Annotated in this window: 24 protein-coding genes; 16 read left to right on the top strand and 8 right to left on the bottom strand. The window is 67.2% G+C overall.

All coding sequences use genetic code 11. The annotated features are described in order from the left end of the window. The first annotated feature begins 51 nt into the window (after positions 1-51). The 3 genes from PWS46_RS26010 to PWS46_RS26000 all read left to right on the top strand — a co-directional run bounded on the left by PWS46_RS26010 (position 52) and on the right by PWS46_RS26000 (position 3,511). Complete coding sequence (locus PWS46_RS26010) at positions 52-219, top strand: hypothetical protein (protein WP_434623847.1); 168 nt, start codon at positions 52-54, stop codon at positions 217-219. 106 nt (positions 220-325) lie between these two features. Beyond that, positions 326-577 carry a hypothetical protein gene (locus tag PWS46_RS26005; protein ID WP_042690341.1) on the top strand — a complete coding sequence of 84 codons (252 nt, stop codon included), beginning with the start codon at positions 326-328 and terminating at the stop codon, positions 575-577. A gap of 171 nt (positions 578-748) precedes the next feature. Further along, positions 749-3,511, top strand: coding sequence for a response regulator (locus PWS46_RS26000; protein ID WP_434623845.1), 2,763 nt, complete (start codon positions 749-751; stop codon positions 3,509-3,511). Positions 3,512-3,533: 22 nt separating this feature from the next. Here the strand turns inward: PWS46_RS26000 and PWS46_RS25995 are convergent, their stop codons facing one another. The 3 genes from PWS46_RS25995 to PWS46_RS25985 form a co-directional block, all read right to left on the bottom strand. After that, entirely contained in the window at positions 3,534-3,869 is a 336-nt protein-coding gene (locus tag PWS46_RS25995) for a hypothetical protein (RefSeq protein ID WP_434623843.1), read from the bottom strand. 131 nt (positions 3,870-4,000) lie between these two features. Next, complete coding sequence (locus tag PWS46_RS25990) at positions 4,001-5,014, bottom strand: inorganic phosphate transporter (RefSeq protein ID WP_434623841.1); 1,014 nt, start codon at positions 5,012-5,014, stop codon at positions 4,001-4,003. Between the two features lie 10 nt (positions 5,015-5,024). After that, the gene (locus tag PWS46_RS25985) at positions 5,025-5,669 is read right to left on the bottom strand and encodes a DUF47 domain-containing protein (RefSeq protein WP_434623839.1); all 645 of its coding nucleotides are present in this window, start codon (positions 5,667-5,669) and stop codon (positions 5,025-5,027) included. A 258-nt stretch (positions 5,670-5,927) separates the two neighbouring features. Between PWS46_RS25985 and PWS46_RS25980 the strand changes: the two genes are divergently transcribed. The 3 genes from PWS46_RS25980 to PWS46_RS25970 all read left to right on the top strand — a co-directional run bounded on the left by PWS46_RS25980 (position 5,928) and on the right by PWS46_RS25970 (position 7,385). Next, positions 5,928-6,449, top strand: coding sequence for a hypothetical protein (locus PWS46_RS25980; RefSeq protein WP_434623837.1), 522 nt, complete (start codon positions 5,928-5,930; stop codon positions 6,447-6,449). A 304-nt stretch (positions 6,450-6,753) separates the two neighbouring features. Then, positions 6,754-7,002: a hypothetical protein gene (locus PWS46_RS25975; RefSeq protein ID WP_149201067.1), complete on the top strand. Its 249-nt coding sequence runs from the start codon at positions 6,754-6,756 to the stop codon at positions 7,000-7,002. 92 nt (positions 7,003-7,094) lie between these two features. Next, the gene (locus PWS46_RS25970) at positions 7,095-7,385 is read left to right on the top strand and encodes a hypothetical protein (RefSeq protein WP_109076206.1); all 291 of its coding nucleotides are present in this window, start codon (positions 7,095-7,097) and stop codon (positions 7,383-7,385) included. A gap of 232 nt (positions 7,386-7,617) precedes the next feature. On the opposite strand, the gene PWS46_RS25965 is transcribed toward PWS46_RS25970, so the two are convergent. Then, a complete protein-coding gene (locus PWS46_RS25965) occupies positions 7,618-7,869 on the bottom strand; it encodes a hypothetical protein (protein ID WP_109076207.1) in 252 nt (83 codons plus the stop codon). A gap of 481 nt (positions 7,870-8,350) precedes the next feature. Here PWS46_RS25965 and PWS46_RS25960 point away from each other — a divergent pair, with 481 nt between their 5' ends. Both PWS46_RS25960 and PWS46_RS25955 read left to right on the top strand, forming a co-directional pair. Beyond that, positions 8,351-11,920 (top strand): hybrid sensor histidine kinase/response regulator, encoded by a 3,570-nt coding sequence (locus tag PWS46_RS25960; protein WP_434623835.1) that lies wholly within the window; start codon positions 8,351-8,353, stop codon positions 11,918-11,920. Positions 11,921-11,973: 53 nt separating this feature from the next. Continuing rightward, entirely contained in the window at positions 11,974-12,654 is a 681-nt protein-coding gene (locus tag PWS46_RS25955; protein WP_085092047.1) for a LuxR C-terminal-related transcriptional regulator, read from the top strand. Between the two features lie 202 nt (positions 12,655-12,856). Here the strand turns inward: PWS46_RS25955 and PWS46_RS25950 are convergent, their stop codons facing one another. Together PWS46_RS25950 and PWS46_RS25945 are read right to left on the bottom strand one after the other, a co-directional pair. After that, positions 12,857-14,071, bottom strand: a complete 1,215-nt coding sequence (locus PWS46_RS25950; RefSeq protein WP_434623832.1) for a helix-turn-helix domain-containing protein — start codon at positions 14,069-14,071, stop codon at positions 12,857-12,859. Continuing rightward, positions 14,068-14,763: a hypothetical protein gene (locus tag PWS46_RS25945; RefSeq protein ID WP_434623830.1), complete on the bottom strand. Its 696-nt coding sequence runs from the start codon at positions 14,761-14,763 to the stop codon at positions 14,068-14,070. Before PWS46_RS25945 ends, PWS46_RS25950 begins: the two co-directional genes overlap by 4 nt. 372 nt (positions 14,764-15,135) lie before the next feature. Here PWS46_RS25945 and PWS46_RS25940 point away from each other — a divergent pair, with 372 nt between their 5' ends. Beyond that, positions 15,136-16,311 (top strand): DNA polymerase IV, encoded by a 1,176-nt coding sequence (locus PWS46_RS25940; RefSeq protein WP_434623829.1) that lies wholly within the window; start codon positions 15,136-15,138, stop codon positions 16,309-16,311. Positions 16,312-16,458: 147 nt separating this feature from the next. On the opposite strand, the gene rnk is transcribed toward PWS46_RS25940, so the two are convergent. Both rnk and PWS46_RS25930 read right to left on the bottom strand, forming a co-directional pair. Further along, positions 16,459-16,881, bottom strand: a complete 423-nt coding sequence (rnk, locus tag PWS46_RS25935; RefSeq protein WP_434623827.1) for a nucleoside diphosphate kinase regulator — start codon at positions 16,879-16,881, stop codon at positions 16,459-16,461. A gap of 410 nt (positions 16,882-17,291) precedes the next feature. After that, positions 17,292-17,771, bottom strand: a complete 480-nt coding sequence (locus PWS46_RS25930; protein WP_085092045.1) for an Lrp/AsnC family transcriptional regulator — start codon at positions 17,769-17,771, stop codon at positions 17,292-17,294. Between the two features lie 205 nt (positions 17,772-17,976). Here PWS46_RS25930 and ald point away from each other — a divergent pair, with 205 nt between their 5' ends. The 7 genes from ald to PWS46_RS25895 all read left to right on the top strand — a co-directional run bounded on the left by ald (position 17,977) and on the right by PWS46_RS25895 (position 26,225). After that, positions 17,977-19,101, top strand: a complete 1,125-nt coding sequence (gene ald, locus PWS46_RS25925) for an alanine dehydrogenase (protein WP_434623825.1) — start codon at positions 17,977-17,979, stop codon at positions 19,099-19,101. Between the two features lie 751 nt (positions 19,102-19,852). Beyond that, the gene (locus tag PWS46_RS25920) at positions 19,853-20,758 is read left to right on the top strand and encodes an ABC transporter permease subunit (protein WP_174757092.1); all 906 of its coding nucleotides are present in this window, start codon (positions 19,853-19,855) and stop codon (positions 20,756-20,758) included. A 5-nt stretch (positions 20,759-20,763) separates the two neighbouring features. Continuing rightward, the gene (gene livM, locus PWS46_RS25915; protein ID WP_434623823.1) at positions 20,764-22,263 is read left to right on the top strand and encodes a high-affinity branched-chain amino acid ABC transporter permease LivM; all 1,500 of its coding nucleotides are present in this window, start codon (positions 20,764-20,766) and stop codon (positions 22,261-22,263) included. Positions 22,264-22,274: 11 nt separating this feature from the next. Next, positions 22,275-23,159, top strand: coding sequence for an ABC transporter ATP-binding protein (locus tag PWS46_RS25910; RefSeq protein WP_434623822.1), 885 nt, complete (start codon positions 22,275-22,277; stop codon positions 23,157-23,159). Between the two features lie 3 nt (positions 23,160-23,162). Beyond that, on the top strand, positions 23,163-23,873 hold the full coding sequence (locus PWS46_RS25905) for an ABC transporter ATP-binding protein (protein WP_042696422.1): 711 nt from the start codon (positions 23,163-23,165) through the stop codon (positions 23,871-23,873). Between the two features lies 1 nt (position 23,874). Continuing rightward, positions 23,875-24,228, top strand: coding sequence for a DUF6867 family protein (locus PWS46_RS25900; protein ID WP_434623819.1), 354 nt, complete (start codon positions 23,875-23,877; stop codon positions 24,226-24,228). A gap of 323 nt (positions 24,229-24,551) precedes the next feature. Continuing rightward, positions 24,552-26,225 carry a methyl-accepting chemotaxis protein gene (locus PWS46_RS25895; RefSeq protein ID WP_434623817.1) on the top strand — a complete coding sequence of 558 codons (1,674 nt, stop codon included), beginning with the start codon at positions 24,552-24,554 and terminating at the stop codon, positions 26,223-26,225. Positions 26,226-26,345: the final 120 nt, after the last annotated feature.

Below are 26,345 nucleotides of genomic sequence, written 5' to 3'. Positions count from 1 at the left end.
TGCCGGCCGATCCGGTTAAGGGATGACACCTTATATAAGGGAGACTCCCGCATGACCGGCCAGCAGAACAAGCAGCCCCACACCGAACAGACCGTCCGCCACACCGAGGGCGAGCAGAACACCGGCAACCACAAGAAGCCGGAGGCCCCCGACGCCAAGGGCGCCGACCGTTTCGGCGGCACCCGCGCCGGTGCCGAGAACGTCGAACCCAGGAAATAAGCCTTTTCGGGCTGGCATCGCACCGCCGGCCTGTGCGAGATCCGGGGGACGGCATCCGGGGAGCCAACGCGCCTCCTGACCGCCCCCACTTCGCACCCGTGACCTGATGGCCCCTTCGATCTTCAAGCGCTACAAGCTCCACTTCACCCGCCCGCTGCCGGGCCTGCGCCCGGGGCGGCCGGAACGCGACGCCATGGTGGAGCGGGTGCGGCGGCTGGCCAGCGAGAACGGCATGGCCGGCGACCTGCACACCATCGCCCCCAATGCCGGCTTCGGCATCCTCGAAGTCCGCTGCACCGAACGTCTGGCCCGCCGCCTGTCCGACCTGTCGGAAATCGAAACCGTCCAGGAAGCCTGACCGGTCCTTCCGCCACACCCCGCCATCAGGACAAACCCCGAGAGCACGCCCGGTGAAATCCCGCATCGGCCCGCCCGAATTCGTGATAGTTTGAGCCTGAAGCAATGTTCGGGCCGCATCGCGCATCGCCACAAGAAGGCGGCATATGACGGCGGCACAAGAGGGGGGATCGTGGGACGCTTCCTACGGGGCGCGCTGGTGATGGTCGTGGTGCTGGCCGCATTGGCGGGCAATGCGGGCCACCGGATCTACCACGATTACCAGGACACGCTGCAGCGCCGCTTCGCCATGGTCCGGGACATGGCCCGGCTGGTCGACGACCATGTCCACCGCACGGTGCGCACGGCCGACATCGCGCTCGACCAGACCGCGGCGATGGTGGCGGAGGCCGGTGGTCCGCAGCGTGTGCGCGACCTGAAGCATTGGACCCGGCTGCGCGAATATGCGTCCCAGGTCGAGGGTGCCGACGCCGTCTGGATCTATGACGCCGACGGCCGGCCGGTCCTGGAATCGGCCAGCTTTCCCAACCGCATCGCCGACTTCGCCGATCCGGCCGGGCTGGAGAGCTTGCGCGGCGGCACGCGCCTGCATGTCGGGGCGGCGCAGACGATCCGCAGCGGCGGCCAGCCGCTGGTCTTCCCGGTCTCGCGTCCCCTGTATGACGACGAAGGGCGTTTCGTCGGGACGGCGTCGGCGACCATCCGGGTGGATTCGCTGACCGATTTCTACGCCCTGCTGGGCATCGAGTTCGATCCGCTGATCGGCGTCTACGGCCCGGCCGGCGAGGTCCTCGCCCGCCGCCCGGCCACCGAGGCATCGGCCGGCAGATCGGTGGCCGGCGGGCTGCTGTTCCAAACCAAGCTGCGCGAGGCGCCGGAAGGGCAGTTCCTGCTGCGATCGATGCTGGACGGGGTGTCACGCATCGCCGCCTACCGGACGGTGCGCGACTATGGCCTGGTGGTGCTGACCGGCATCGGCCGGGACCAGGCGATGGCCGACTGGCGCACCCGCACCCTGCACACGGTGCTGGAGACCGCCATCGGGCTGCTGGCGATCCTGGCGATGCTGGGCTGGGGCCTGCGCTACCTCGACCGCGAGCGCAAGGCGCAGGTGGCGCTGGCCGAGGCGCGCAGCGTCGTGGAGCGGACCAGCGCCGAGCGCGACGAGACCGCGCGGCTCGCCGCCGAGCTGGACAAGGCCCGCGACATTGCGGAAACGGCACGCCGGGCCGCCGAGGCCGCCAACCACGACAAGGGCGAGTTCCTGGCCGGTCTGAGCCACGAGCTGCGCACGCCGCTGAACGCGGTGATCGGTTTCTCCGACCTGATCGCCCGCGAGGCGGAGGGACCGGTCGGCACGCCCTCCTACCGGCAATATGCCGCCAATGTCCGCGATTCCGGCCAGCATGTGCTGGAACTGATCAACGAGATCCTCGACCATGCGCGGGCGGAAGCCGGGGCGCTGACGTTGGAGGACGGCCCCTGCGACCTGGAGGACGCCGCCGATTTCGCCGTCCGCATGCTGACCCCGCGGGCCGAGCATGCCGGCGTTCTGTTGTCGGCGGCGGTGGCGCCGGCGGTGCGCAACCTGCGCGGCGACGACCGCCGCATCCGCCAGATCCTGCTGAACCTGATCGCCAACGGGGTGAAATACACGCCGACGGGCGGATCGGTGACGCTGTCCGCCGCCCTGGACGACGGCGCGCCGGTGATCCGCGTCATCGACACCGGGCTCGGCATCCCGGCCGAGGACATCGACCGCGTGCTGGAGCCCTTCGCCAGGGGCGGGAACGCCACCCGCGGGGCGGAGGGCGCCGGTCTGGGCCTGCCCCTGACCAAGCGGCTGGTCGACCTGCATGGCGGCACCCTGGAACTGCGCAGCACGCTCGGCGTCGGCACCACGGTGACGGTGCGCCTGCCGGCGAGCCGCCTGCTGCCGGCCAAGCCATTCGACATACCGCCGTCCAAGGCCGCCATTCCCGCCGCTGGGCCGGTGGCCCCCGCAACGCCGCAGGCACTATCCCCTGCACCGCCCCCGGCGCCGGCACCGGCCTGCGGGCCGCTGTCGGTCCTGCTGGTGGACGACGACCCGACGGTGCGCGACATGGTGGCCGGGCTGCTGCGCGGCTGGGGGCACCGGGTGATCGCGGCGGCCAACGCCAACGAGGCGCTGGTGGTGCTGGACGGGCATGAGCCGCTGGACTTGCTGCTGAGCGACGTCGTCATGCCGCCGGGCATGGATGGGACGGAGCTGGCGAGGCACGCCGCCCGCATGCGCCCCGGCCTGCCGGTGCTGCTGGCCTCCGGCTTCGCCGCCCATGCCGCCGGCACCCCGTCCGCCTTCGGCCCCGACGTCGCGATGATCGCCAAGCCCTTCGCCATCGACGACCTGCGCCGGCAACTCGCCCGCATCGCCGCCCGGCAAGGCGGAACCGCAAGCCCGGTGACGGCCGCCGGTCTGCCCTCCCCACCCCCGGCCGCCCGGCCCGTCGCCCCTCCCGTCGCCAAGCCCGCCGCCCCTCCGGCCGACCGCTCCCCCGGACCGCCGCGCCTGCTGATCGCCGAGGATCTGCCGATCAACCGCGAACTGCTGGCCGCCCTGTTCCGCGACAGCGGTTACGCCATAGATCTTGTGGCCGACGGTGCCGCGGCGGTGGAGGCGGTGGAGGCCGGCGACTACGATCTCGTGCTGATGGACGTGCAGATGCCGGGCATGGATGGGCTGGAGGCGAGCCGCGCCATCCGCGCGATGCCGCCGCCGCGCGGCGACCTGCCGATCCTGGCGCTGACCGCCGGTTCGTCGGATGAGGAACGGCGGCACTGCCGCGAGGCCGGGATGAACGGCCATGTCGGCAAGCCCTATGACCGCGATGTCCTGCTGCGTCAGGTCGCCCGCACGCTCGACGCCACGCGGAGCCGCACCGGCACCGCCTGAGGTCGGAGCGGCCCGAAGCCGCTCAGGGTTGGTCGAACACCCGTGGGAAATGGGCGAGCCGGCGGCCGAACAGGCTCTGCGGCGCGGAGTCGGCCGCCGCCGGCGCCGTCTGGCCCTGTGCCATGGCGGGGGCCATCGCCGCATTGGCCGGCAGCGCCGTCACCGGCAGGGGGGTGGACGACAGCGCGCGCGCCGAGGTCGGGCGCGGGCGGCGTTCGGACTTCTCGGGCGGGGCGTAGAAATGCAGGGTCAGCTGGCCGTCGGCTTCCGCCGCATAGGGCAAGCCGGGGACCGTCCGGCGTTCGGTGCCGGGAAACACATACTGCTCACCTTGATCGGTGCGTTCGATATGCGGCATGACCGGTATCCTGTCTCCACCGCACCGATCCTGCCGTTCCCGCCCTTGCGGGTCAAGGCCGCGCTGCATCCCGAAGGGCTTATCCTTTCACCCCATCGTTCTGCGGGCGTTCTCCCCGCGAAAAGGCGCCCTTACGGGCGCAGCAGGGCGGCGACCAGCAGGTAGGACAGCCAGGCGACGATGCCGGAGGCGGGAATCGTCAGCACCCAGGCCCAGACGATTCGGCCGGCCAGCCCCCAGCGCACCGCCGAGGTGCGGCGGGCGGAGCCGACGCCGACGATGGCGCCGGTGATGGTGTGGGTGGTCGACACCGGAATGCCCAGCCACGTCGCGCCGAACAGGGTGATGGCGCCCGCCGTCTCGGCACAGAAACCCTGATAGGGCTTCAGGTCGGTTATGCGCGACCCCATGGTGCGGACGATGCGCCAGCCGCCCATCATCGTGCCCATCCCCATCGCCACCTGACAGGCGATGATGACCCAGAAGGGAACGTGGAAGCTGTCGCCCAGCATGCCCTGGCTGAACAGCAGCACGGCGATGATGCCCATCGTCTTCTGCGCGTCGTTGCCGCCATGGCCCAGGCTGTAGAGCGCCGCCGACACCAGCTGCAGATGGCGGAACTGGCGGTCGACCGTGAAGGGAGCGGCGCGGCGCAGCGCCCAGGACGCCACCAGCATCAGGAACAGCGCCAGCAGCAGGCCGATGCCGGGCGACAGCACGATGGCGACCGCCGTCTTGGTGAAGCCGCTGGCGACGATGGCGCCGAACCCCGCCTTGGCGATGCCGGCCCCGGCGATGCCGCCGACCAGCGCGTGCGAGGAGGAGGACGGCAGCCCCAGCCACCAGGTGATCAGGTTCCAGCCGATGGCGCCGATCAGCGCCGCCAGGATCACCGCCGGGTCCATCACCAGCGGATCGACCAGCCCGGTGCCGATGGTGGTGGCGACATGCAGGCCGAAGAACAGGAAGGCGATGAAGTTGAAGAAGGCCGCCCACAGGACCGCCAGCTTGGGCGACAGCACGCGGGTCGACACCACGGTGGCGATGGAGTTCGCCGCGTCGTGCAGGCCGTTGATGAAGTCGAAGGCGAGCGCCACCAGAATGATGAGGACGATCGCCGGCAGACCGAGTTGCAGGGCCTCCATAGACCGGGCCTCAGACCTGATCGAGCGTGATGCCCGCGACGAGGTCGCCGACGTCGTCGCAGCGGTCGGTCACCGCCTCCAGCATCTCGTACAGCTCGCGCCGGCCGAGGAAGGCGATCATGTCCGGCTTCTCCGCGATCAGCGCCTTCAGCGCGTCGCGCAGCACGTCGTCGGCCTCGTCTTCCAGATCGGACAGCCGGCCGCAGAGATGGTCGATCCGCTCGGCGTTGCGGGCGATGGCGCCCAGGAGCGGCATCAGTTCCAGCAGCACGTCGGCCTGCTGGCGGATCAGGGCGACGAAGCGGCGCATCGGCTCGTCGAACACCTCGACGCCGTACAGGCCGGCATGGCGCGGCACCTCGTCCATCAGGTCGATGGCGTCGTCCAGCGCGTTGATCAGCGACAGGATGTCCGAGCGGTCGAACGGCGTGATGAAGGCGCGGTGCAGGTCGCGCCCTGCATCCTTGGCGATGCGGTCGGCGTCCTTCTCCACCCGCTTCAGCGCCGCGATTTTCTGCGTGCGGTCGTCCGGTCCCGCGTCCATCACCGCTTCCAGGGCGGCGGATGCCGCCACGATATGGCGGGCCTGCTCGACGAACTGGTCGACGAAGCGTTCCTCCTTCGGCATCAGCGAACGGAATGCGCGCAGCAGCATGGGACGGTGACTCGCCTGTATCTGGATAGGGGACTGGTGAGATTTCGGGCTGCTCTTACCACGCTTCGCGGTGCGGTGCAGCGGCGGGATGTCATGTAAACGCCATGAAAACGTCATTCGGTAGCAAAATCGCCACAGGTCGCGGCAGAATGCCGCTCTTTCCCTCCGCCGACTCGCGTCGGGTGCGGCAGCATGGAAAGCCGCCGGCCGCCTCCCCAAATCTCCGGAAGCCCCCTCTCCGACCGCAGGTCCTCCCGCATGACGCGCCCGACCGATCCTCTCCGCCGCCTTGGCATCCCGGCTGTCGCCGCCCTGCTGCTGAGCGCCGCGCCGCTGCACGCCCAGACGACTTCCCCCCCGGACGACCCGGCCGGCCGCTGCAGCCCCACCGTCTCGGCTGCGCTCGGCGCCTGGGACACCGGTCTGGCGGCGGCGGAGCGGTTCGGCGACAAGGCGGTGGCGGTGGCGCGCGAGAAGGGGCGGGAATATCTGCTGCCGCTGCTGGGCATCGACCCGAAGACGGCGCAGCCCGACGCCAGGGGCGGCGACACCACGGACGATGTCGGCCGCGCGCTGGAGGAAAGCCGCGACGATCCGCAGCGCCGCGCCGCGCTCTGCGCCGCCATCACCCGCGCGGCGGACGAGGCGAAATCCTCCGCCGGCGCCGGGCTGGACGCGCTGCGGCGCGCGCTCGACAACTGGCAGCTCTCGCCGCCCGCCCCCCCGGCACCGGCTCCAACCCCGGCCCCGCCGAAGCAGGACGGCCTGATCCGGACCTGACCGGCGGCAATCGCCGCCTCCTCCCCCCATGGGCAAAACCGCGTCCGGCGCAAGAGGGGATTGCCGAAGGTCCGGGCCGGAATTTGCCGCGTCAGACCCGCGAAACGGTCACAGGCGGAATAATTCGCCCCGCCCTATGTTGATGCCGGTATCGGCCGGTCCGCGGCGGATTGCGAAAACGCCGGTTGTGGCACCATCGTTGAATTGTCACAGCCGAACGTCATAGGCACCATTGTGGAAACCGGTCCGAAGGTCTAGTCTGTTCGTGTTCCCAACAATTCCCGAACATGGGAAGGTGCCATCCATGAATCTGCACAGTCTGGCCAGCGACATGGTGCAAACCGTCCTGGCCTGTGAAAAGGCGCTCCCCGGTCGGGCGAACGCCGACGAACATGATCTCGCCCGGCACATCCTGGTCGAACCCGACCACGCCTGGCACGTTTGCGAGACCTACGCCCGCGCCGTCCGCATTCCGGTCGAACAGCTCCCGGTCAGCCAGCTCCGCGGCCTCATCAGCGACATCGTCCTGTCGAAGCTTCCCCGTTACGACTGAGTTTCTCGATCCCTAGGGCCGGCACCGTATCCGGCGATGGCCGGAACGATCCGGGTTTTCCAATCCCGCACTTCAAGTTCCGTGGTGCCACCATGGCGATCGAGCTTCATTCCTTCACCGTAACGCTGGCCGTCGCGGATGCGACCGGCTGTGCCAGCGCCGCCGAACACCGCGCCCGAATCTGGAGGGCCGTGTCCGAGCTGTCGGCCGCCGTCCGCAATGCCGGCATGGCGACCGAGGCCCGTTTCCGCGGCCAGGACCGCCAGGGCCATGTCCTGTTCGAGGCGACCGACACCGGCGCCGCCTTCCTGCGCGGCCTGCCCGTTATCGCCAGCGTCGACGACGCGCGCAGGAACGGCGGACGCGTCCAGCTTCGCCACTGACGGGGCTGATTGTCTCCTTGTGGGCGATTATCGGCCGTCATCCCCGCGAAGGCGGGGATCCAGAAAGCTCCGCGGATAAGCCGCTGAACAGGCTGGATTCCCGCCTTCGCGGGAATGACGGCTGATAAAAGCTCAAGATCGACAGTCTCCCGGCCGCCGCCGCAAAAACGAAGGCCCGCCGCTCCGATCCGGGGCGGCGGGCCTTTTCGTTTCCGGAGATTGCGGGAGCCGTTCAGCGCGCGCGATGCCGCAGCGGCCGGACGTTGCTTTCGGTCTCGACCTCTTCCTCGGCCGGGCGCACCTTCTTCAGCTGGACGATGAAACGCTCGGCGCCATTCTCCATGACGGCGATGCCGGTCAGGCCATGCGCCCAGTCACAGGGAACGACGTGGATTTCCTTGATGGTGGCGGTGCCGGCCGCCAGTTCCGCACGGTCCAGGACCACGTCCCCGACCCGGAATCCCAAATAGGCGTCGATCAGCATTCTCTTGGGCGTCCGTCTTCCGTTTCAGGCCACGCACCGGGTCCGGCACCGACGGCCGGTCTCCCTCACGATGGACCATCTTGCCATAGATTGGACCGTTCGTGGCGCTTTCCCAGCGATGACGACGCAGTAAACCGACAGGGACCCCCGTTTGTCCCATTCCCCCAGCATAAAAATGGAAAGCGCGGAAGCGGCCGTCCCCGTACGAGGGAGGAGACGGAAACGGCCGCTTCGGCGGTCCCCGATCCTGAGCGGCTGCCCAAGGCCGGGAGCAGGAGCGCCGGCCGTCGCACCAGCGGCGACCGGGACGGCGGCGTCCGGCGGGCGCAGAATAGTTCGAACAGCGAACCATGTGCGCCCCCTACCTTCGTTCAGCGCTGCACAGTTTTTGGGCAACACCGAGCCCGGCCGTTGTTGGCGGGCCGGGGCTTGGGATAGGCTCATCACGTGGTTTTCTCCCCCGGCAAGAGGTCCGTCGGTCGTGCAGAGTTGGCTGGTGCTGGCCGTTTCGGCGGCCTATCTGGGGGTGCTGTTCGCCATCGCCTGGTGGGGCGACCGCCGCACCGCCGGGGGTGGGCTGCTGTCGGCCTCGCCGCGGACGGCCGGCATCCTCTATGCGCTGACTCTGTGCATCTACAACACCAGCTGGAGCTTCTACGGCTCGGTCGGGCGGGCGTCGGCCAGCGGCTTCGATTTCCTGCCGATCTATCTGGCGCCGATGATCCTGCTGCTGGCGGCGCGGCCGGTGCTGACCAAGACCATCGCCATCACCAAGGCGCAGAACGTCACCTCCATCGCCGACTTCATCGGCGCCCGCTATGGAAAGAGCCAGGCGGTGGCGGCGCTGGTGACGCTGACCGCGCTTGTCGGCGTGCTGCCCTACATCGCCTTGCAACTGAAGGCGGTGGCCGCCAGCTTCGACGTTCTGACCGCGCCCTCGCTGGCGGCGCCGGCCGCCCTGCCGCCGCCGATCTGGGGCGACACCGCCTTCGCGGTGGCGCTGTCGATGGCGGTCTTCACCATCCTGTTCGGCGTCCGCCACATCAACGCCAGCGAGCATCACCGCGGCCTGATGCTGGCCATCGCCTTCGAAAGTCTGGTGAAGCTGACCGTCTTCCTGGCGGTGGCGGCCTTCATCGTCTGGGGCATGTTCGACGGTTACACCGACCTGATCGCCCGGCCGCAGGCCGACCCGCTGCTGTCGCCCGACTTCACCGACCCGACATGGTGGTCGAACACGGCGATCTCGATCATCGCCTTCCTCTGCCTGCCGCAGATGTACCATGTGATGACGGTGGAGAATGACAGCCCCCGCCATCTGCGCGCCGCCGCCTGGATGTACCCCACATACCTGCTGGCGCTCAGCGCCCTGATGATCCCCATCGCGGTGGCTGGGCTGGTAACCTTCGGGGAAGGCGGGATCAACCCCGACACCTTCATGATCACCCTGCCCATCGCGGCGGGAGCGAGCGGCTTCAGCCTGCTGTCCTTCATCGGCGGCCTGTCGGCGGCGACCGGCATGGTCATCGTCGCGGCGGTGTCGCTCAGCACCATGCTGTGCAACGACGTGGTGATGCCGCTGCTGCTCAGCCGCCCGCGCTTCGCCGCCCGCGTCGGCCGGCGCGACATGGTCGGCACGCTGCTGCTGGTGCGGCGGCTGTCGGTGCTGGGCATCCTGCTGCTGGCCTATGTCATGCACCGGCTGGTCGACCGCGATTACCCGCTGACCGTCATCGGCCTGTTGTCCTTCGTCGCGGTGGCGCAGTTCGGGCCGGCCTATTTCGGCGGTCTCTACTGGCCGCGCGCCAACCGGGTGGGGGCGCTGGCGGGCTTGAGCGCCGGCTTCCTGCTGTGGGTCTACACGCTGCTGGTGCCGTCGATGGGCGGCATCATCCCGGTGTCCGCCGATTTCCTGGAGTTCGGCCCCTGGGGCATCGGCTGGCTGCGCCCGCAGGCGCTGTTCGGGATCGGGGGGCTGGACCCCATTTCCCACGCCAGCCTGTGGAGCCTGCTGGCCAACCTGATCGCCTTCGTCGCCGGATCGCTGCTGGCCCGCCCCAGCGCGGTGGAGCGCACCCAGGCCGTCTTCTACACCACCGCCACCGCCGACCGCGACGAGGACGACACCCCCCAGGCGCTCGCCAAGCTGGCCGACCTGCGCGCGCTCGCCATCCGCTTCGTCGGGGCGGAACGCGGCAACGCCGCCTTCGACGCATACGCCGCCAGAGGCGGCCTCCTCAACTCCGCCGGCCGCAAAGGCGAGGCCGGCCCGGCCGACCTCGACGCCGTCCGCTTTACCGAGACGCTGATCGCCGGTGCCATCGGTGCCGCGTCGGCGCGGGTGGTGATGGCCGCCTCGCTGCAGGGCCGCTCGCTGTCGCGCGGCGACGCCATGGCGATGCTGGACGAGGCGTCGGAGGCCCTGCGCTTCAACCGCAAGCTTCTGCAGGCGACGCTGGAGAACATCGGTCAGGGCATCTGCGTGATCGACGCCGACCACCGCATCGCCGCCTGGAACCACCGCTATCTGGAACTGCTCGACCTGCCGGCCGACATGGTGCGGGTGGGCGTGCCCTTCGCCGACCTGATCCGCTTCAACGAGCGGCGCGGTGAATACAGCGCCCACGACATGAAGGCGCTGCTGACCAACCGCGACCCCGCCAACCAGCAATGGCCCTACCGCTACGAGCGGCGGCGCCCCGACGGCACGGTGCTGGAGATCGTCGCCAACCCGCTGCCCGAAGGCGGCTACGTCTCCACCTACACCGACGTGACCGAGCGCTACCGCGCCGCCGAGGCGCTGCGCGAGGCCAACGAAAGCCTGGAGCACCGCGTGCGGGAGCGCACCGACGCCCTGCAGCAGGCCAAGGCGGAGGCCGAGGCGGCCAACGCCAGCAAGACCCGCTTCCTCGCCGCCGCCAGCCATGACCTTCTGCAGCCGCTGAACGCCGCCCGCCTGTTCGTCTCGGCGCTGGAGGAGAGCATGCGCGGCCCCCTGCCGACGCCCGACCAGCGGACGGCCGAATGCGGCATGATCGACAACGCCGCCGCCTCCCTGCGCTCGACCGAGATGCTGCTGGGCGGGCTGCTCGACATCTCCTCGCTGGATGCCGGCAATGTCCGGGTGCAGAAGCGCAGTTTCGCCATCGACGAACTGCTGGGCGGGCTGGGGGTGGAGTTCTCCGCCCTGGCGCAGGAGCGCGGCCTGACTCTGAAAGTGGTGAGCTGCGGCGCGGTGGTGCGCTCCGACCCGCAGCTTCTGCGCCGGGTTTTGCAGAATTTCCTGTCCAACGCCATCCGCTACACCCCCAAGGGCCGGGTGCTGCTCGGCTGCCGGCGCCGCCGCGACCCCATTAACGGCGACCGCCTGCGCATCGAGGTGTGGGACACCGGTCCCGGCATCCCCGAGGCCAAGCGCCGCGAGGTGTTCGAGGAGTTCCGCCGGCTGGGCGGGGAGAACGGCGGCGGCAATCCCGCCGACAAGGGTCTGGGCCTCGGCCTCGCCATCGTCGACCGCATCGCCCGGCTGCTCGGCCACCCCGTCAGCCTGCGCTCCACCGTCGGGCGCGGCACCGGCTTCGCGGTGGAGGTGCCGATGGAGCAGGCCCGCGCCACGCCGGTCGACCGCCCGGTCTCCACCCCCGCTGCCCTGTCGGCCGGGCTGCTGGTCCTGTGCATCGACAACGAGGAGCCGATCCTGGCGGGCTTGCGCGCCCTGCTCGGCCAATGGGGCTGCCGGGTGGCGACGGCGTCGGACGTCCGCGGGGCGCTGGCGGCGCTGGCTCCCTTCGACGGGGCACTTCCCGATGTGGTCTGCGTCGATTATCACGTCGGGGGTGGGCAGACGGGGCTTGCGGTTCTGGAGCGGTTGCGGGAATTGTGGGACCGTCCGGTCAAGGGGCTGCTGCTGACCGCCGACCGTTCCGAAGCGGTGCGGGCCGAGGCGGAGCGTTGCGGCTGCGGCGTGCTCTACAAACCGGTGAAGCCGGCGTCGCTGCGCCGCTTCCTGAACGGGGCGGCGCTGCAGACGGCGGCCGTGGCCGAACGGTAAGGCCGGAACCGGACAAAAGCCGGGCGGCCGCAATTGGGGGGAGTGCGGAAGCCATGGGCGAGGACAGCGCAGCGGGCGCGGCGGTAAAAGAGACGACAATCGTCATCGGCGACGACCATCCGCTGGTCCAGGCCGCCTTGCGCGACGCACTGGGCAAGGCGATGCCGGAGGTGCGGGTGATCGAATGCCCGGACCTCGACTCGGTGATGACCGCGGTGGGACGGCAACCGGACGACATCGACCTCGTGCTTCTCGACCTCAACATGCCCGGCACCAACGGCTTCGCCGGCCTGTTCCTGATGCTGGCCCACCACCCGACCGTGCCGGTCGCCATCCTGTCGGCCCTGCAGGACTCCGACACCATCCGCCGGGCGCTCGCCTATGGCGCTTCGGGCTACATCCCCAAATCGCTGTCGATGCCGGCGATGGCCGACGCCATCCGCGCCATCCTGTCTGGCGAGACCTGGGCGCCGCCGCTGTCCGCCGCCTCGACGGAAGCCGACGAGGCCGACGCCGCCCGCCGCTTCGCCTCGCTGTCGCCGCAGCAGCTGCGCATCCTGACGATGATCGTCGACGGCAAGCTGAACAAGCAGATCGCCGGTGAGTTGAACGTGTCGGAGCAGACGGTGAAGGTTCACGTCTCCAGCATCCTGCGCAAACTGAACGTGGTCAGCCGCACCCAGGCCGCCGTCGTCGCCGGCCGGCTGGCGGTGGGTGGGGATGTGCTGCGGTAAAGGACTAACCTCGAAACGGCTTAATAAGGAGGTTTAATCCCGTTAGACGCTGGTTTTATCTAACGGGGTTCTTCTATGAAGATTTCTCGACTCGCATCCACCGTCCTTATCGCTCTTATTTACATGTCCTTGGCTACCGATGCATCAGTCGCGGAGGGCGCTCGGCTCAGCCTCTCGCTGGCCCTTGAATAGTGCGGGTGGTTCAACGCTTCCCGCGCCCAGAGAAGGCTACAACGGAGCCTCCGCCATGAACAGGGCCGCCATGATTCTGCCGAAATTTCGGCAGAGCACGAATCTCTGCATCATGGCCTGACAAGAAACCATTCGGCAGCGCCAGAATTTCCTCCAAGTCGTTGGGCGGCAGATGCAAAATGCTAGCAATCTGCTCACGCCTAACAACCTTTTCAGAAATCAGCATATTAAAACTTCGACGCAAGAGCTGCGGTATTTCAGTCGGAATGGAATTGGAATCATCAAGAGGTTCAGATAAGCGCCAGCCACGTCTATTGTAGTTTATCCACATGCGACGAGCTTGCTCGTCGCTCAGCATACCCAAATCGGAACTGCGCTTTATCATCGCGGCAATGGATACGCCCCAGCGTTGCTTAATGCTAAGGAACCCATCAAGGCTTGGCGCCCACAATTCATGAACAAAAGCCTCTTCAGGCAAAAGGAAGGCGCTCGCGAATCTATGAGCTTGCGTCTCAAGGAGCTTCCAATCAGCGGGCGAATTCACCCGCTTTTGGTCCACACCACGGTGCAGAATCAAATGAGCCAACTCATGAGCAGCATCAAAACGAGACCGCACGGCACTGGCTTTGTCTGCTCCAAGAACAACATAAGGTCGTCCTTCATCAACAGACCAATATGAAAATGCATCCAGTCCTTCAAATTCAATTGAAATGCGCGATACGAATACACCATGCGCTTCCAACTCTTCCACAACATCCGGAATGGGGGCTAGCCCTAGTCCGAAGTACTTCCGGCACGACAGCGCCACCGCCTCAATAAACGATGAGTTGAGCGCGCGGAAATCATCCGGAACCTTAACGTCAGGAAGATCGACGGCTGGAAAATCAAAGTACCTTCCAAGATACTCAACAGCTTCCCGCATCCAAATCAATCGCTTTTCGGCTTTAAGTCGCCCGATCTTTACCGCAGATGCATTAGAACGCCAAAAGATAGGCGCCTTCTCACAGCCATTGGCTGGGCGGAGAAAATAAGATATCGGGAAATTTAGGCGGGTCGAGATGGCTGCCATGACATCAGGGCGAGGCGAGTTCACGTCGCCCTCATAGTTCGCTATAGCCTGAGGCGACACGCCCACAAGCTCAGCCAGGGAAGCGGCCGTAAGGCCACGCGCTTCCCTTGCCTCCGTTAGGCGATTTCCGACAAACCCTGGCGTCCCGGCCTTCATGGCTCTTTCTTGTCCTCGTCCCGCTTTTCGTTCGGCTTCCAAGTCGGCGTCCGGCGGTCGGATTTTCCGCCCCGGCTCGCGCGCTTTGCTTGATTCTGCATTTCGACAATGATTTCGTCAACACCCAACGTGGCTGCCCACTCCGTAAAGTGCCTGTCGGGGACAGCGAACTTGATGAACCCGAGTCGCTTGAATCCCTCGCTACTAGCAGCCGGATCGATTGGGCCGTGCACGATAACCCCGTTCAGGTAGCTCGGAGTTATTGCATTCACATCACCTGGGAGTCCAAGTGTCATTTGTCGGGCTAATTCATTGGGGAGCGCAAGGAGGCGACGGAAACTGGAGGGTGTCGCCATTGCGTCTTCGTCTTTTATTCGCTTCTGGGTCATCGTTATTCTTCCAGAGCGGATAAAAGTGTATCTCCACCTGTTTTGGCGATTTAATTCATCGACAGGCAGCATACCAGATGCCGTAGCAGCATCGAACATGGCCTTATCCATGAAGGTGTGCCTGTCATCTTGAATCCTAAAGCGGGCACGGGTAGGCATGACCCGAACATCATTTGCTGATGTCTCGAACGAATCCGGATATATAGCTATCGCACTCTGCTTGAGCTTTTGCCAAAACTCGATGTTTGTATCCTCTGCAATGACGCGAAGTACGATGGCCCGCATGCGCTGACGGTAATCCATGACGAATCCATGGGCGATGAACGACTTCAGTAATGTGCACAAATCTCGATATAAAATCAAGTTATCACGCGTTGCGTGCGAACTGCTTATAGTTTGTACACAAAAAGTGACTGCTGGCGCTGGAGGCACCGGCCAAAACATTGCCCGTCCCCCAGCGCCAGCAGTCACTCGAGGTTCCGAGGTGTCGCAAACCAGCCAAAATACCCACCCCGGCTCGGGCTGGTGTGGATGCCAGATAATTCCGCAGCAATCGCTGCGCCGGAGATACATGCCTTTTCAACAGCTCCAATCGGCCCCTGACAAGACACTCTGTTCTTCCTTTGTACGCATAAGCTGGCGGTTCGCGCGCCCCTTTGCTAAGCTGCCGCCACGATGACCGCGCCCCCGCACAGCGTCTGCCGCGACTGCGCCGCCGCCCTGCCGGGGGAAGTGACGCGCTGCCCGAAATGCGGCAGCCGGCGGCTGTTCCGCCATGCGGAGCTGCACAGCCTGTCCATCGGCCACATCGACTGCGACAGCTTCTATGCCACCGTGGAGAAGCGCGACCGGCCGGAGCTGGCGAGCCGCCCGGTGATCGTCGGCGGCGACGACCATCGCGGGGTGGTCGCCGCCTGCTGCTATGTCGCGCGCATATCGGGCGTGCGCTCCGCCATGACGATCCGCGAGGCGCTGGACCGCTGCCCCGACGCCACCATCATCCGCCCCAACATCGCCAAGTATAAGGAAGTCGGCCATCGCGCCCGCGAGATCATGGAGGCCTTCACCCCCCTGGTCGAGCCGATCAGCATCGACGAGGCCTATCTCGACCTCGCCGGCGTCGAGGACCGTCTCAGCATCAGCCCGGCCCAGGCGCTGGTGGAGATCGTCCGCCGGTTCGAGAGCGAGCTGCGCATCACCGCCTCCATCGGCCTCAGCTACAACAAGCTGCTGGCGAAGATCGCGTCCGACCTCGACAAGCCGCGCGGCTTCTCGGCGCTGGGCCGGGCGGAGGCAGCGGCCTTCCTGGCGCCCAAGCGGGTCACCATCCTGTGGGGCGTCGGCCCGGCGCTGGAGCGCAAGCTGTTCGCCGACGGCATCACCCGCGTCGGCGATCTGCAGGACAAGGACGAGCATTGGCTGGTCAAGCGCTACGGCGCCATGGGCCGGGTGCTCTACAGCTACGCCCGCGGCGAGGATTCCCGCCGGGTGCATCCTGAGTCGCCGAGCAAGAGCATCTCGTCGGAGGAAACCTTCGACTGGGACGTCACCACCCTGCCCGCCCTGGCGCAGGAGCTGCGCCCGCTGGCCGACAAGGTCGCCCGCCGGCTGGAGCGCGAGGGGCTGCTTGGCCGCAGCGTGGTCCTGAAGCTGAAGACCAAGGATTTCCAGCAGCTCACCCGCTCCCGCCGGGTGGAGCCGACCCGCTCGGCCGACGCGATCCTCGCCGCCGGCCTCGCCCTCTTGGAGCGCGAGGCGGACGGCCGCGCCTTCCGCCTGATCGGCATCGGCTGCACCGACCTGACCCACCCGGAAACCGCCCCGGACCCGGAACTGGATCTGTTCGGGTGAGAGGCAACATGAAAGATCAGCGGCCTTGGTGCAGGGCGTGTTTCCCATCGGACGGCACGAACCGGAGGAACGTCGCGAGGCTATGGCCGCCCAGCCGACGAAGCGGTTGTGAAGCGTCTTGCATGCAGTCGCTCGTCCGACCGCGGATCATGCGGCGACGGCGCCCCTGTCCGCAATGGGAGGCTCGACGGCCAAAACGGTAAGGGTCTTCGCCTCGCCATCGCGCGTGTACCATGTGATCGACTGTCCTTCCGCGACGCCAATGAGGGCCGCGCCAATGGGGGTCAGCACCGACACCCGACCGGCCGCGAGGTCGGCATCACCCGGATAAACCAGGGTGACAGTCCGCTCCTGTCCGGTTACCTCGTCCCGGAACGCCACGCGCGCGCCCATCGTGACCACCGTCGTCACGAGTTCGCTGGCATCGATCACCGCAGCGCGCTCCAGTTCGACCGTGAGGTACGCGTATACATCGGGCAACCTCTCGGAAACGGCCTCCACCAAAGCCGAGAGGCGGTCATGGTCGGTGGCGGTCAGCACGATGGGCGGAAACTGGTCTGCGGGACGCATCGAGGTCTTCCTTCGCTTTTCTCGGCATGCACAACCGACTGCCGGGCGGCGCCCCCCGGTGGACGCCTCATCGGTCATGCAGCGGTTGCACGTGATAAACCCGTGACCGCATGGATGCGGTTCGAGCGGCTCTCTTGGATTCGGAGATGATGTTGGCCCCGGACGGTCCGGGAGCCTTGCCTCAGGCGACCAGATCCGGGGCGGGCGAGCCTGCGTGAACGCGGCCTGCACGCAGGAGGTTACGGATATGGCGGGGCGGCAGTGTCATGGTTCCCCGAACTTGGACAGGTTCGCTCCGGAATTCAAGGATTACACGATCACGACGGTGGCACGCGGCCCCCACTCCCTGAAGCAAGCCCTTCCTGAGCGAACCTGCCCCCTTGGGTAAGAGGAAGACGTTCCCTCAACGGTCAGTCCGCCTGCTCCTCCAGTGCCGGCAGGCTGCCCGGCCGCACCACGCTGCGTATGGCGAAGCTCGACTGGATGCGCACCACGCCGGGCAGGCGCGACAGCGAGTCCTTGTAGATGCGGTCGTAATCGGCCGGGTCCTGCGCCACCACCCGCAGCAGATAGTCGGAACTGCCGGACAGCAGATAGCATTCCCGCACCTCCGGACAGCGGCGGACGGCGGCGTCGAAGCGGCGGAGGTAGTCGTCGGTCTGCCGTTCCAGCGTGATCTGCACGATCACCGTCACCGACCGCTCCTCGTCCGCCGTCTCGATGATGGCGGTATAGCCGCGGATCACGCCGGAATGCTCCAGCATGTGCAGGCGGCGCAGGCAGGCCGATGGCGACAGCCCGACCTCCGCCGCCAGCTTGGCGTTGCTCATCCGGCCGTCCTTGCGGAGAAGGCGCAGGATCTTGTGGTCCAGGGCGTCCAGGGCGTGCATGCAATTTTATTCGAAGACGTGGCGGATCGTGCGAAAGCACCACCACACTATGGGGGATTCATGCAAGGCTTTGCAGAGATTCTCTCCGTCCGCCGGCCGTATAGTGACTTTACTGAGACAATCAGCCAGACCGATGGTTTCCTGGGATACCAGTTCGGATCGGTTGGATTGGCTGGAGCAGTCGCTCGGATCGGGGAGTTCTCGCATGGTCACGCGCATCGGCGTTCCCAAGGAAATCAAGAACCACGAGTACCGCGTCGGCTTGACGCCGGCCTCGATCCGCGAACTGGCGGCGGACGGCCATTCCCTGCTGGTGCAGAGCGGCGCCGGTGCCGAGATCGGCTTTTCCGACGAGGCCTACCGCGCGGCGGGGGCCGAGATCGCCGGCTCCGCCGAGGAGGTCTTCGCAAAGGCCGAGCTTATCGTGAAGGTCAAGGAGCCGCAGCCGGCGGAATGTCGCAGGCTGCGCCCGGATCAGGTGCTGTTCACCTATCTTCACCTCGCCCCCGATCCCGAACAGGCCCGGCTGCTGATGGAAAGCGGCTGCACCGCCATCGCCTATGAAACCGTCACCGACCGCGCCGGACGCCTGCCGCTGCTGGCGCCGATGTCGGAGATCGCCGGCCGCATGGCGATCCAGGTCGGCGCCGTCGCCTTGCAGAAGAGCAACGGCGGCTCCGGCATCCTGCTGGGCGGCGTGCCCGGCGTGCTGCCCGGCAAGGTGCTGGTGATCGGCGGCGGCGTGGTCGGCACCAATGCCGCCCGCATGGCGATGGGGCTGGGCGCCGACGTCACCATCGCCGACCGCTCCATGCCGCGTCTGGCCCAGCTCGACGACCTGTTCGGGCCGCGGCTGAAAACGGTCTATGCCTCGGCCGACGCGCTCGACCGGCTGGTCGCCGATGCCGATCTGGTGGTCGGCGCCGTGCTGGTGCCGGGGGCCGCCGCGCCGAAGCTCGTTCGCCGCGACCAGTTGGCCGGCATGCGCCGCGGGTCGGTGCTGGTGGACGTCGCCATCGACCAGGGCGGCTGCTTCGAGACCAGCCACGCCACCACCCATTCCGACCCGACCTATGTGGTCGACGGCGTTGTCCATTATTGCGTCGCCAACATGCCGGGCGCCGTCGCCCGCACCAGCACGGAGGCGCTGAACCACGCCACCCTGCCCTTCGTCCAGGCGCTGGCCGGCAAGGGCTGGAAACGGGCGCTGGCCGAGGATCCGCACCTGCTGGCCGGGCTGAACGTCCAGGCCGGCCGGCTGACCTATCGGGCGGTGGCCGAGGCCCTGGGACAGCCCTTCACCGACCCCCGCGATCTGGTCGGCGGATGATGTGAACAGCTGTTGACAAGAAACTGAACGAAGTTTCCCGCGCCCACAGGTCCGGGAAATTTTCATCGGAACAGATCGAAGCGTTCAGAACGATTGTTGTTTTTTTCGCCCATCGGAAAGAGAGTGTTGCGCCTACTGATCAAGTTGCATTACCTGTCTGTGTCAAGAAAAAGGGCAGCATACGCAACCGGCACCTAAGTGCCGGGGCTGAACACAAAGAACAGTTTTGAGCAGGGTAAGGCGCGGCGCCTCTCGCCGACTGGTCCGGATCGGGCGGTCATTCCGTCCGGTCTGAGCCGTGATTCACAAACAGGATGTCCGGCAGCAATGCCGGTGGGGACGCCACGGCCGCAGGCCGTGCCGCGCAAGTGGGAGCTGTTGGCTATGGTCGAACGACGGAACGCCGCTCGGGTGCAGAACCGCACCCCCGCGCTGTCGTCGCATATCCGGATGACGGAAGGCCCGATCCGGGGCCGCCTGACGATTCCGGCCCGCTACATGCCGCCGCGCGGCGGTCCCCGATAACGAATTCGCCCGAAGCCCCGCCGGATCCCGCATCCGGCGGGGCTTCGGCAAGGAACCGGGTGCGGCGGCGGGGTTCCAAGCGTCCCCTGCCTCGGTCCTGGATGTTCTCCCCCGTTCATCCGGATCGGAATTCCGCTGCCGCACACGGCTTAATTCAAAAACTCGAGCACCAAGTCTCGCGTGCCTGACTAATCGGTGTCCTGGGAGAGTGGGAGAAGCCTGTCTGATGGATTATTTCATACAGCAATTGATCAACGGCTTGTCGCTTGGGGCGATTTACGGCCTGATCGCGATCGGCTACACGATGGTGTACGGCATCATCGGGATGATCAACTTCGCCCATGGCGAGATTTACATGATCGGCTCCTTCGTGGCGCTGATCACCTTCCTGGCCATCGGCGCGCTCGGCATCACCTGGGTGCCGTTGGCGCTGCTGATCATGCTGCTCGCCTCCATGCTGTTCACCAGCGTCTATGGCTGGACGGTGGAGCGCATCGCCTACCGGCCGCTGCGCTCCTCGCCGCGGCTGGCGCCGCTGATCTCGGCCATCGGCATGTCGATCTTCCTGCAGAACTACATCCAGATCCTCCAGGGCGCCCGCTCCAAGCCGCTGCAGCCCATCCTGCCCGGCAACCTCACCCTGATGGACGGCGCCGTCTCGGTCAGCTACGTCCGCCTCGCCACCATCATCATCACGCTGGTCCTGATGATCGGCTTCACCACGCTGATCAACCGCACCTCTCTCGGCCGCGCCCAGCGCGCCTGCGAGCAGGACAAGAAGATGGCGGGCCTGCTCGGCGTCAACGTCGACCGCGTCATCTCGCTGACCTTCGTCATGGGCGCCGCGCTCGCCGCCGTCGCCGGCATGATGGTGCTGCTGATCTATGGCGTCATCGATTTCTACATCGGCTTCCTGGCCGGCGTGAAAAGCTTCACCGCCGCCGTGCTCGGCGGGGTCGGCTCGCTGCCCGGCGCCATGCTCGGCGGCGTGGTCATCGGCCTGATCGAGGCCTTCTGGTCGGGCTATGTCGGCTCCGAATGGAAGGACGTCGCCACCTTCTCCATCCTTGTCCTCGTCCTGATCTTCCGGCCCACCGGCCTGCTTGGCCGGCCCGAGATCGAGAAGGTGTAAGCGCCATGACCACCCCTTCCCACGCGCAATCGCACCCCCATTACCACATCAACGGCAAGCGCCCCGGCGTCGACTGGCCGGCCACCCTCAAGGACGCCGCCCTCGCCGCCTTCGTCGCCCTGCTGCTGACCGTGCCGCTGGTCGGCCTGCGCACCGTCGACCGCCCCACCGGCCTGGAGATCGAAGCCCGGCCGGAGGAGGTGATCGCCTCCATCGTCCTGGTCTTCCTCGGCCGCCTCGGGCTCGGGCTGATCCGCCAGGGCATGGCGGTGCCGGTGCTGATCCTGGCGCTGCTCTGCGCCGGCGTCGGGCTGGTGCTGCCGATGCCGACCCAGGTGCTGCGGCTGGTGCTGGTGCTGGGCGGCGGCGTGATTGCCCTCCGCGCCCTGTTCACCGTCACCTCCCACCGCTCCAAGCTGAGCCAGGCCGACCGCGACAAGCGGATGGACCGCATCGCCGCCAAGGTGCAGCACGCCAGCCGCTACATCGGCCCGGTCGCCGTGGTCTTCGCCGCCATCCTGCCGATGACGCCGCTGGCCGACCGCATGCTGCTGGACATCGGCATCCTGCTGCTGACCTACATCATGCTGGGCTGGGGCCTGAACATCGTGGTGGGCCTCGCCGGCCTGCTCGACCTCGGCTATGTCGCCTTCTACGCCGTCGGCGCCTATTCCTACGCGCTGCTCGCCCATTACTTCGGGCTCAGCTTCTGGGTCTGCCTGCCGCTGGCGGGCGTGCTGGCCGCCTGCTCGGGCGTGCTGCTGGGCTTCCCGGTGCTGCGTCTGCGCGGCGACTATTTCGCCATCGTGACGCTGGGCTTTGGCGAGATCATCCGCATCATCCTGGTCAACTGGTACCAGTTCACCGGCGGCCCGAACGGCATCTCCGGCATTCCGCGGCCGAGCTTCTTCGGCATCGCCGAGTTCTCGCGCAGCCCGGCCGACGGCATGGCCGCCTTCCACGAGCTGTTCGGGCTGGAATACTCGCCGCTGCACCGCATCGTCTTCCTCTATTACCTCATCCTGGCCTTGGCGCTGGTGGTGAACCTGTTCACGTTGCGTGTGCGCAAGCTGCCGCTGGGCCGGGCCTGGGAAGCGCTGCGCGAGGACGACATCGCCTGCGCCTCGCTCGGCATCAACCGCACCAATATGAAGCTGGCGGCCTTCGCCATCGCCGCGATGTTCGGCGGCTTCGCCGGCTCCTTCTTCGCCACGCGCCAGGGCTTCATCAGCCCGGAGAGCTTCACCTTCATCGAGTCGGCGATCATCCTGGCCATCGTGGTGCTGGGCGGCATGGGCAGCCAGATCGGCGTGGTGGTCGCCACCCTGCTGGTGATCGGCCTGCCCGAAGCGTTCCGCGAGCTGGCCGACTACCGCATGCTGGCCTTCGGCGCCGGCATGGTGGTGATCATGCTGTGGCGTCCGCGCGGCCTGCTGGCCCACCGCGACCCGACCATCCTCCTGCATGGCGGCAAGAACCCGGCCGCGACGGGAGCCGCGAAATGAGCGCCGCACCGATGAGCACTGAAAAGCCGCTTCTCAGCGTCGAACACCTGACCATGCGCTTCGGCGGTCTGGTGGCGAACAACGACGTGTCCTTCGAGGCGCGGGCGGGCGAGATCACCGCGCTGATCGGCCCGAACGGCGCCGGCAAGACGACGCTGTTCAACTGCGTCACCGGCTTCTACACCCCCACGGTGGGCCGGCTGACGCTGCGCCACCCGGCGGGCAAGGAGTTCCTGCTGGAGCGGATGCCGGGCTACCGCATCGCCCAGCTGGCCGGGGTGGCGCGCACCTTCCAGAACATCCGGCTGTTCAGCGGCATGAGCGTTCTGGAGAATCTGATCGTCGCCCAGCACAACAAGCTGATGCGGGCGTCGGGCTTCGCCATCGCCGGGCTGCTGGGGCTTCCCGGCTTCCGCAAGGCCGAGCATGAGGCGGTGGAGCTGGCGAAATACTGGCTGGACCGGGTTCGCCTGACCGAGTTCGCCGACTGGGAGGCCGGCAACCTGCCCTATGGCGCCCAGCGCCGCCTGGAGATCGCGCGGGCGATGTGCACCGAGCCGGTGCTGCTGTGCCTGGACGAGCCGGCGGCCGGCCTGAACCCGCGCGAGTCGGGCGAGCTGGCCGAGATCCTGACCTTCATCCGCGATGTGCAGACCCCGCAGGGCCATCGGACCGGCGTTCTGCTGATCGAGCATGACATGAGCGTGGTGATGCGCATTTCCGACCATGTGGTGGTGCTGGACTATGGCCGGAAGATTTCCGACGGCGATCCGGAGCATGTGAAGAACGACCCGGCGGTGATCCGCGCCTATCTCGGCGAGGACGAGGACGAAGCGCTGCCGCCGGAGGTTGCCGCCGACCTGCATATGCCGCAAAACGCGCAGAAGGGGGCCTGAGCCATGTTGAAGGTATCGGGCGTCCATACGTTCTACGGTGCCATCGAGGCGCTGAAGGGCATCGACATCGAGATCGGCGCCGGCGAGATCGTCTCGCTGATCGGCGCGAACGGGGCGGGCAAGTCGACGCTGCTGATGACGATCTGCGGCAGCCCGCGCGCGCGCCAGGGCCGGGTGTTCTTCGAGGGCGAGGACATCACCGACCTGCCGACGCACGAGATCGTGCGGCGCGGCATCGCCCAGTCTCCCGAAGGCCGGCGCATCTTCCCGCGGATGACGGTGCTGGAGAATTTGCAGATGGGCTCGATCGTCGCCCAGCCCGGCAGCTTCGACCGCGAACTGGAGCGGGTTCTGACCCTGTTCCCGCGCCTGAAGGAGCGCATCAACCAGCGCGCCGGCACGATGTCGGGCGGCGAGCAGCAGATGCTGGCGATCGGCCGCGCGCTGATGAGCCAGCCGCGCCTGCTGCTGCTGGACGAGCCGAGCCTGGGTCTGGCGCCGCTGATCGTGAAGCAGATCTTCCAGGTGATCCAGGAGATCAACCGGGAACAGAAGATGACGGTGTTCATGGTCGAGCAGAACGCCTTCCACGCGCTGAAGCTGGCGCACCGGGCCTATGTGATGGTGACGGGGAAGATCACGATGACGGGGACCGGGGCGCAGCTGCTGGCCGACCCGGAGGTGCGGTCCGCCTATCTGGAAGGGGGGCACTGAGATGGAGACGATCCTGGGTTCGTCGGTTCCGGTTTTCGTGTTCCTGACGCTTCTGGTGTTCGGCGGCTGCGGCGTGCTGACCGGCCAGACGCTGGCGGAGGGGTGGAAGCCGGTGTCGAGCGTGCTGGCCTACTCGCTGCTGCTGGGGGTGGGCGACCGCTTCCTGGCCTGGGGCCTGTTCGGCGAGGAACTGCTGTCGCTGTGGGGCTTCATCGTGCATACGGTCGTGCTCGGCCTCATCACGCTGACCGCCCACCGCATCGCCATCGCAAGGCGCATGGTCAACCAGTATCCGTGGCTCTATGAGACTGCCGGGCCTTTCGGCTGGCGGGAGCGCAAGCCGGCCCGCGGCTGAGACGCCCAACACAAAACACTCCCAAAAAGCAAAAGTCGGATTTTCGACGTATCCGGCATAGAAAGGCGCCGTCTTGTCATTCAGACGGCGGCGCCTTCACTTTGGCCGCATCGGCCCGCGACTTTGGGATTGCCGCGACAACTGGCAATCATCCGAAGGTCAGAGAAGAAGATCATGGCGCAGACCATGACGTTCCGTTACAATACCATTTAAATTTTGCAATTCGTTGACGCTTCGACAGCGAACGCCAGTCTTTCCGGCGGCTGATCCGTCATGCCTTGACGGTCGATGCGGCGCGAAGGCGGCATGGGAAGGGCAAGAGCATGGCAGTGGACAAGGCGGCCGCATCCCGGCCGCGTCGGTTCTGGAGCGTCGGGCGGAAGGTGACGGCGGCCTTCGTCGCGGCCATCGTCGGCGGCTTCATCATCATCATGGGGCTGCAGGCCAAGATGCAGTATGACGACGCGGTGCGGCTGGCCACGCACGACGCCCGCGTCAAGACGGACATGCTGGCGAACGCCACAAAGACCAGCTTCATCGCCAGCGACGGCGCCTCCATCGAGACGGAGTTCATGCCGTTGGCCGACAGCCACGAGGTTCAACTCGCCTCGCTGCGCGCCGCGACCTCCTCCGACACGCTGGCCGACTTCTCCAACCCGCGCTTCGCCAAGTACGACCTGAAGGCCGACCAGGATCTGGTCGAGGCGGTTCTCGCCGGCAAGGGGGCGCAGACCCGCTCGGCCAAGGGCCACATCATCGTGACGGTGCCGGTGGTGACCGGCAAGAGCAACCGGCTGGTCGGCGCCCTGCAGATCGCCTGGAGCCTGGACCAGCAGATCGACGCCATCGCCACCCAGATGCGCAACCAGATCGCCATCTGCCTGATCGCGCTGGTGGTGCAGATCGTCCTGCTGAACGTCATGCTCGGCCGCATCGTCATCCGCCCCTTGCGCGCCATGTCGGCGGCGATGGCGAAGCTGGCCGACGGCGACACCACGGTCGAGGTGCCCGGCAACGGCCGCTCCGACGAGATCGGCGCCATGGCCGGCTCGGTCACCGTCTTCCGCGACAACGCCCGCGCCATCGAGCGCATGCACGCGGCCCAGGCCGAAGCCGACGCCAAGGCGGAGGAGGCCAAGCGCGCCGCCCTGCTCGACCTCGCCGACCGCTTCCAGGGCACGGTGAAGCGTCTGGTCGAGGGCATCGCCGAGTCGGCCGCCGGCATGGCCGACAGCGCCGACCGCATGGCGGTGGTGGTGGGCGAGGCGTCCAGCCAGACCCGCAACGTCGCCCGCGAATCCGACGACATCCAGTCCAACGTCCGCTCCGCGGCGGCGGCGGCGACCGAACTCGCCAGTTCCATCGGCGGCATCACCGATCAGGTCGGCCATTCCGCCCGCATCGCCGGCGAGGCGGTGTCCCACGCCGACCGAACCAATGCCACCGTCCAGGGGCTGATCGCCAATGCCGAGCGCATCGGCCAGGTGGTCGGGCTGATCCACGCCATCGCCAAGCAGACCAACCTGCTGGCCCTGAACGCCACCATCGAGGCCGCCCGCGCCGGGGAGGCCGGAAAAGGCTTTGCAGTGGTGGCGACCGAGGTGAAGGGGCTGGCCGACCAGACCGCCAAGGCGACCGACGAGATCGCCGCCCAGGTCAACGCGATGCAGTCGGTGACCCGCGAGGCCGCCGAGGCCATCGGCGCCATCGGCAGCACCATCACCGAGATCGACGGCATTTCCGGCACCATCACCCAGTCGGTGCAGGAACAGAACGCCGCCACCCAGGAAATCGCGCGGGCGGTGGAGATGGCGGCGCTGGGCACCCAGGACGTGTCGGCGACCATCGCCGCGCTGGCGCAGACGGCGGAAAGCGCCGGCAGCACGGCCTTGGGCGTGCAGGACGCCGCCCGCGGCCTGTCCGGCCAGACCCGCGCGCTGGCCGCGGAGGTGGAGCGCTTCCTGACGGAGGTCCGCCAGCAGGCGACCGGAACCTGAAAACGCCCTCTCCCGCCTCGGGAGAGGGAGGGGACCCACGGAGTGGGGAGGGTGAGGGGTAGTCCGAGAATCCGCAACCACACCGATTCTCGGTTCACCCCTCACCCTCCCACCGCTTCA

Source organism: Azospirillum sp. B2RO_4, assembly GCF_051124815.1.
Classification (GTDB): Bacteria; Pseudomonadota; Alphaproteobacteria; order Azospirillales; family Azospirillaceae; genus Azospirillum.
This window is presented reverse-complemented; position numbering and strand designations above follow the sequence as displayed.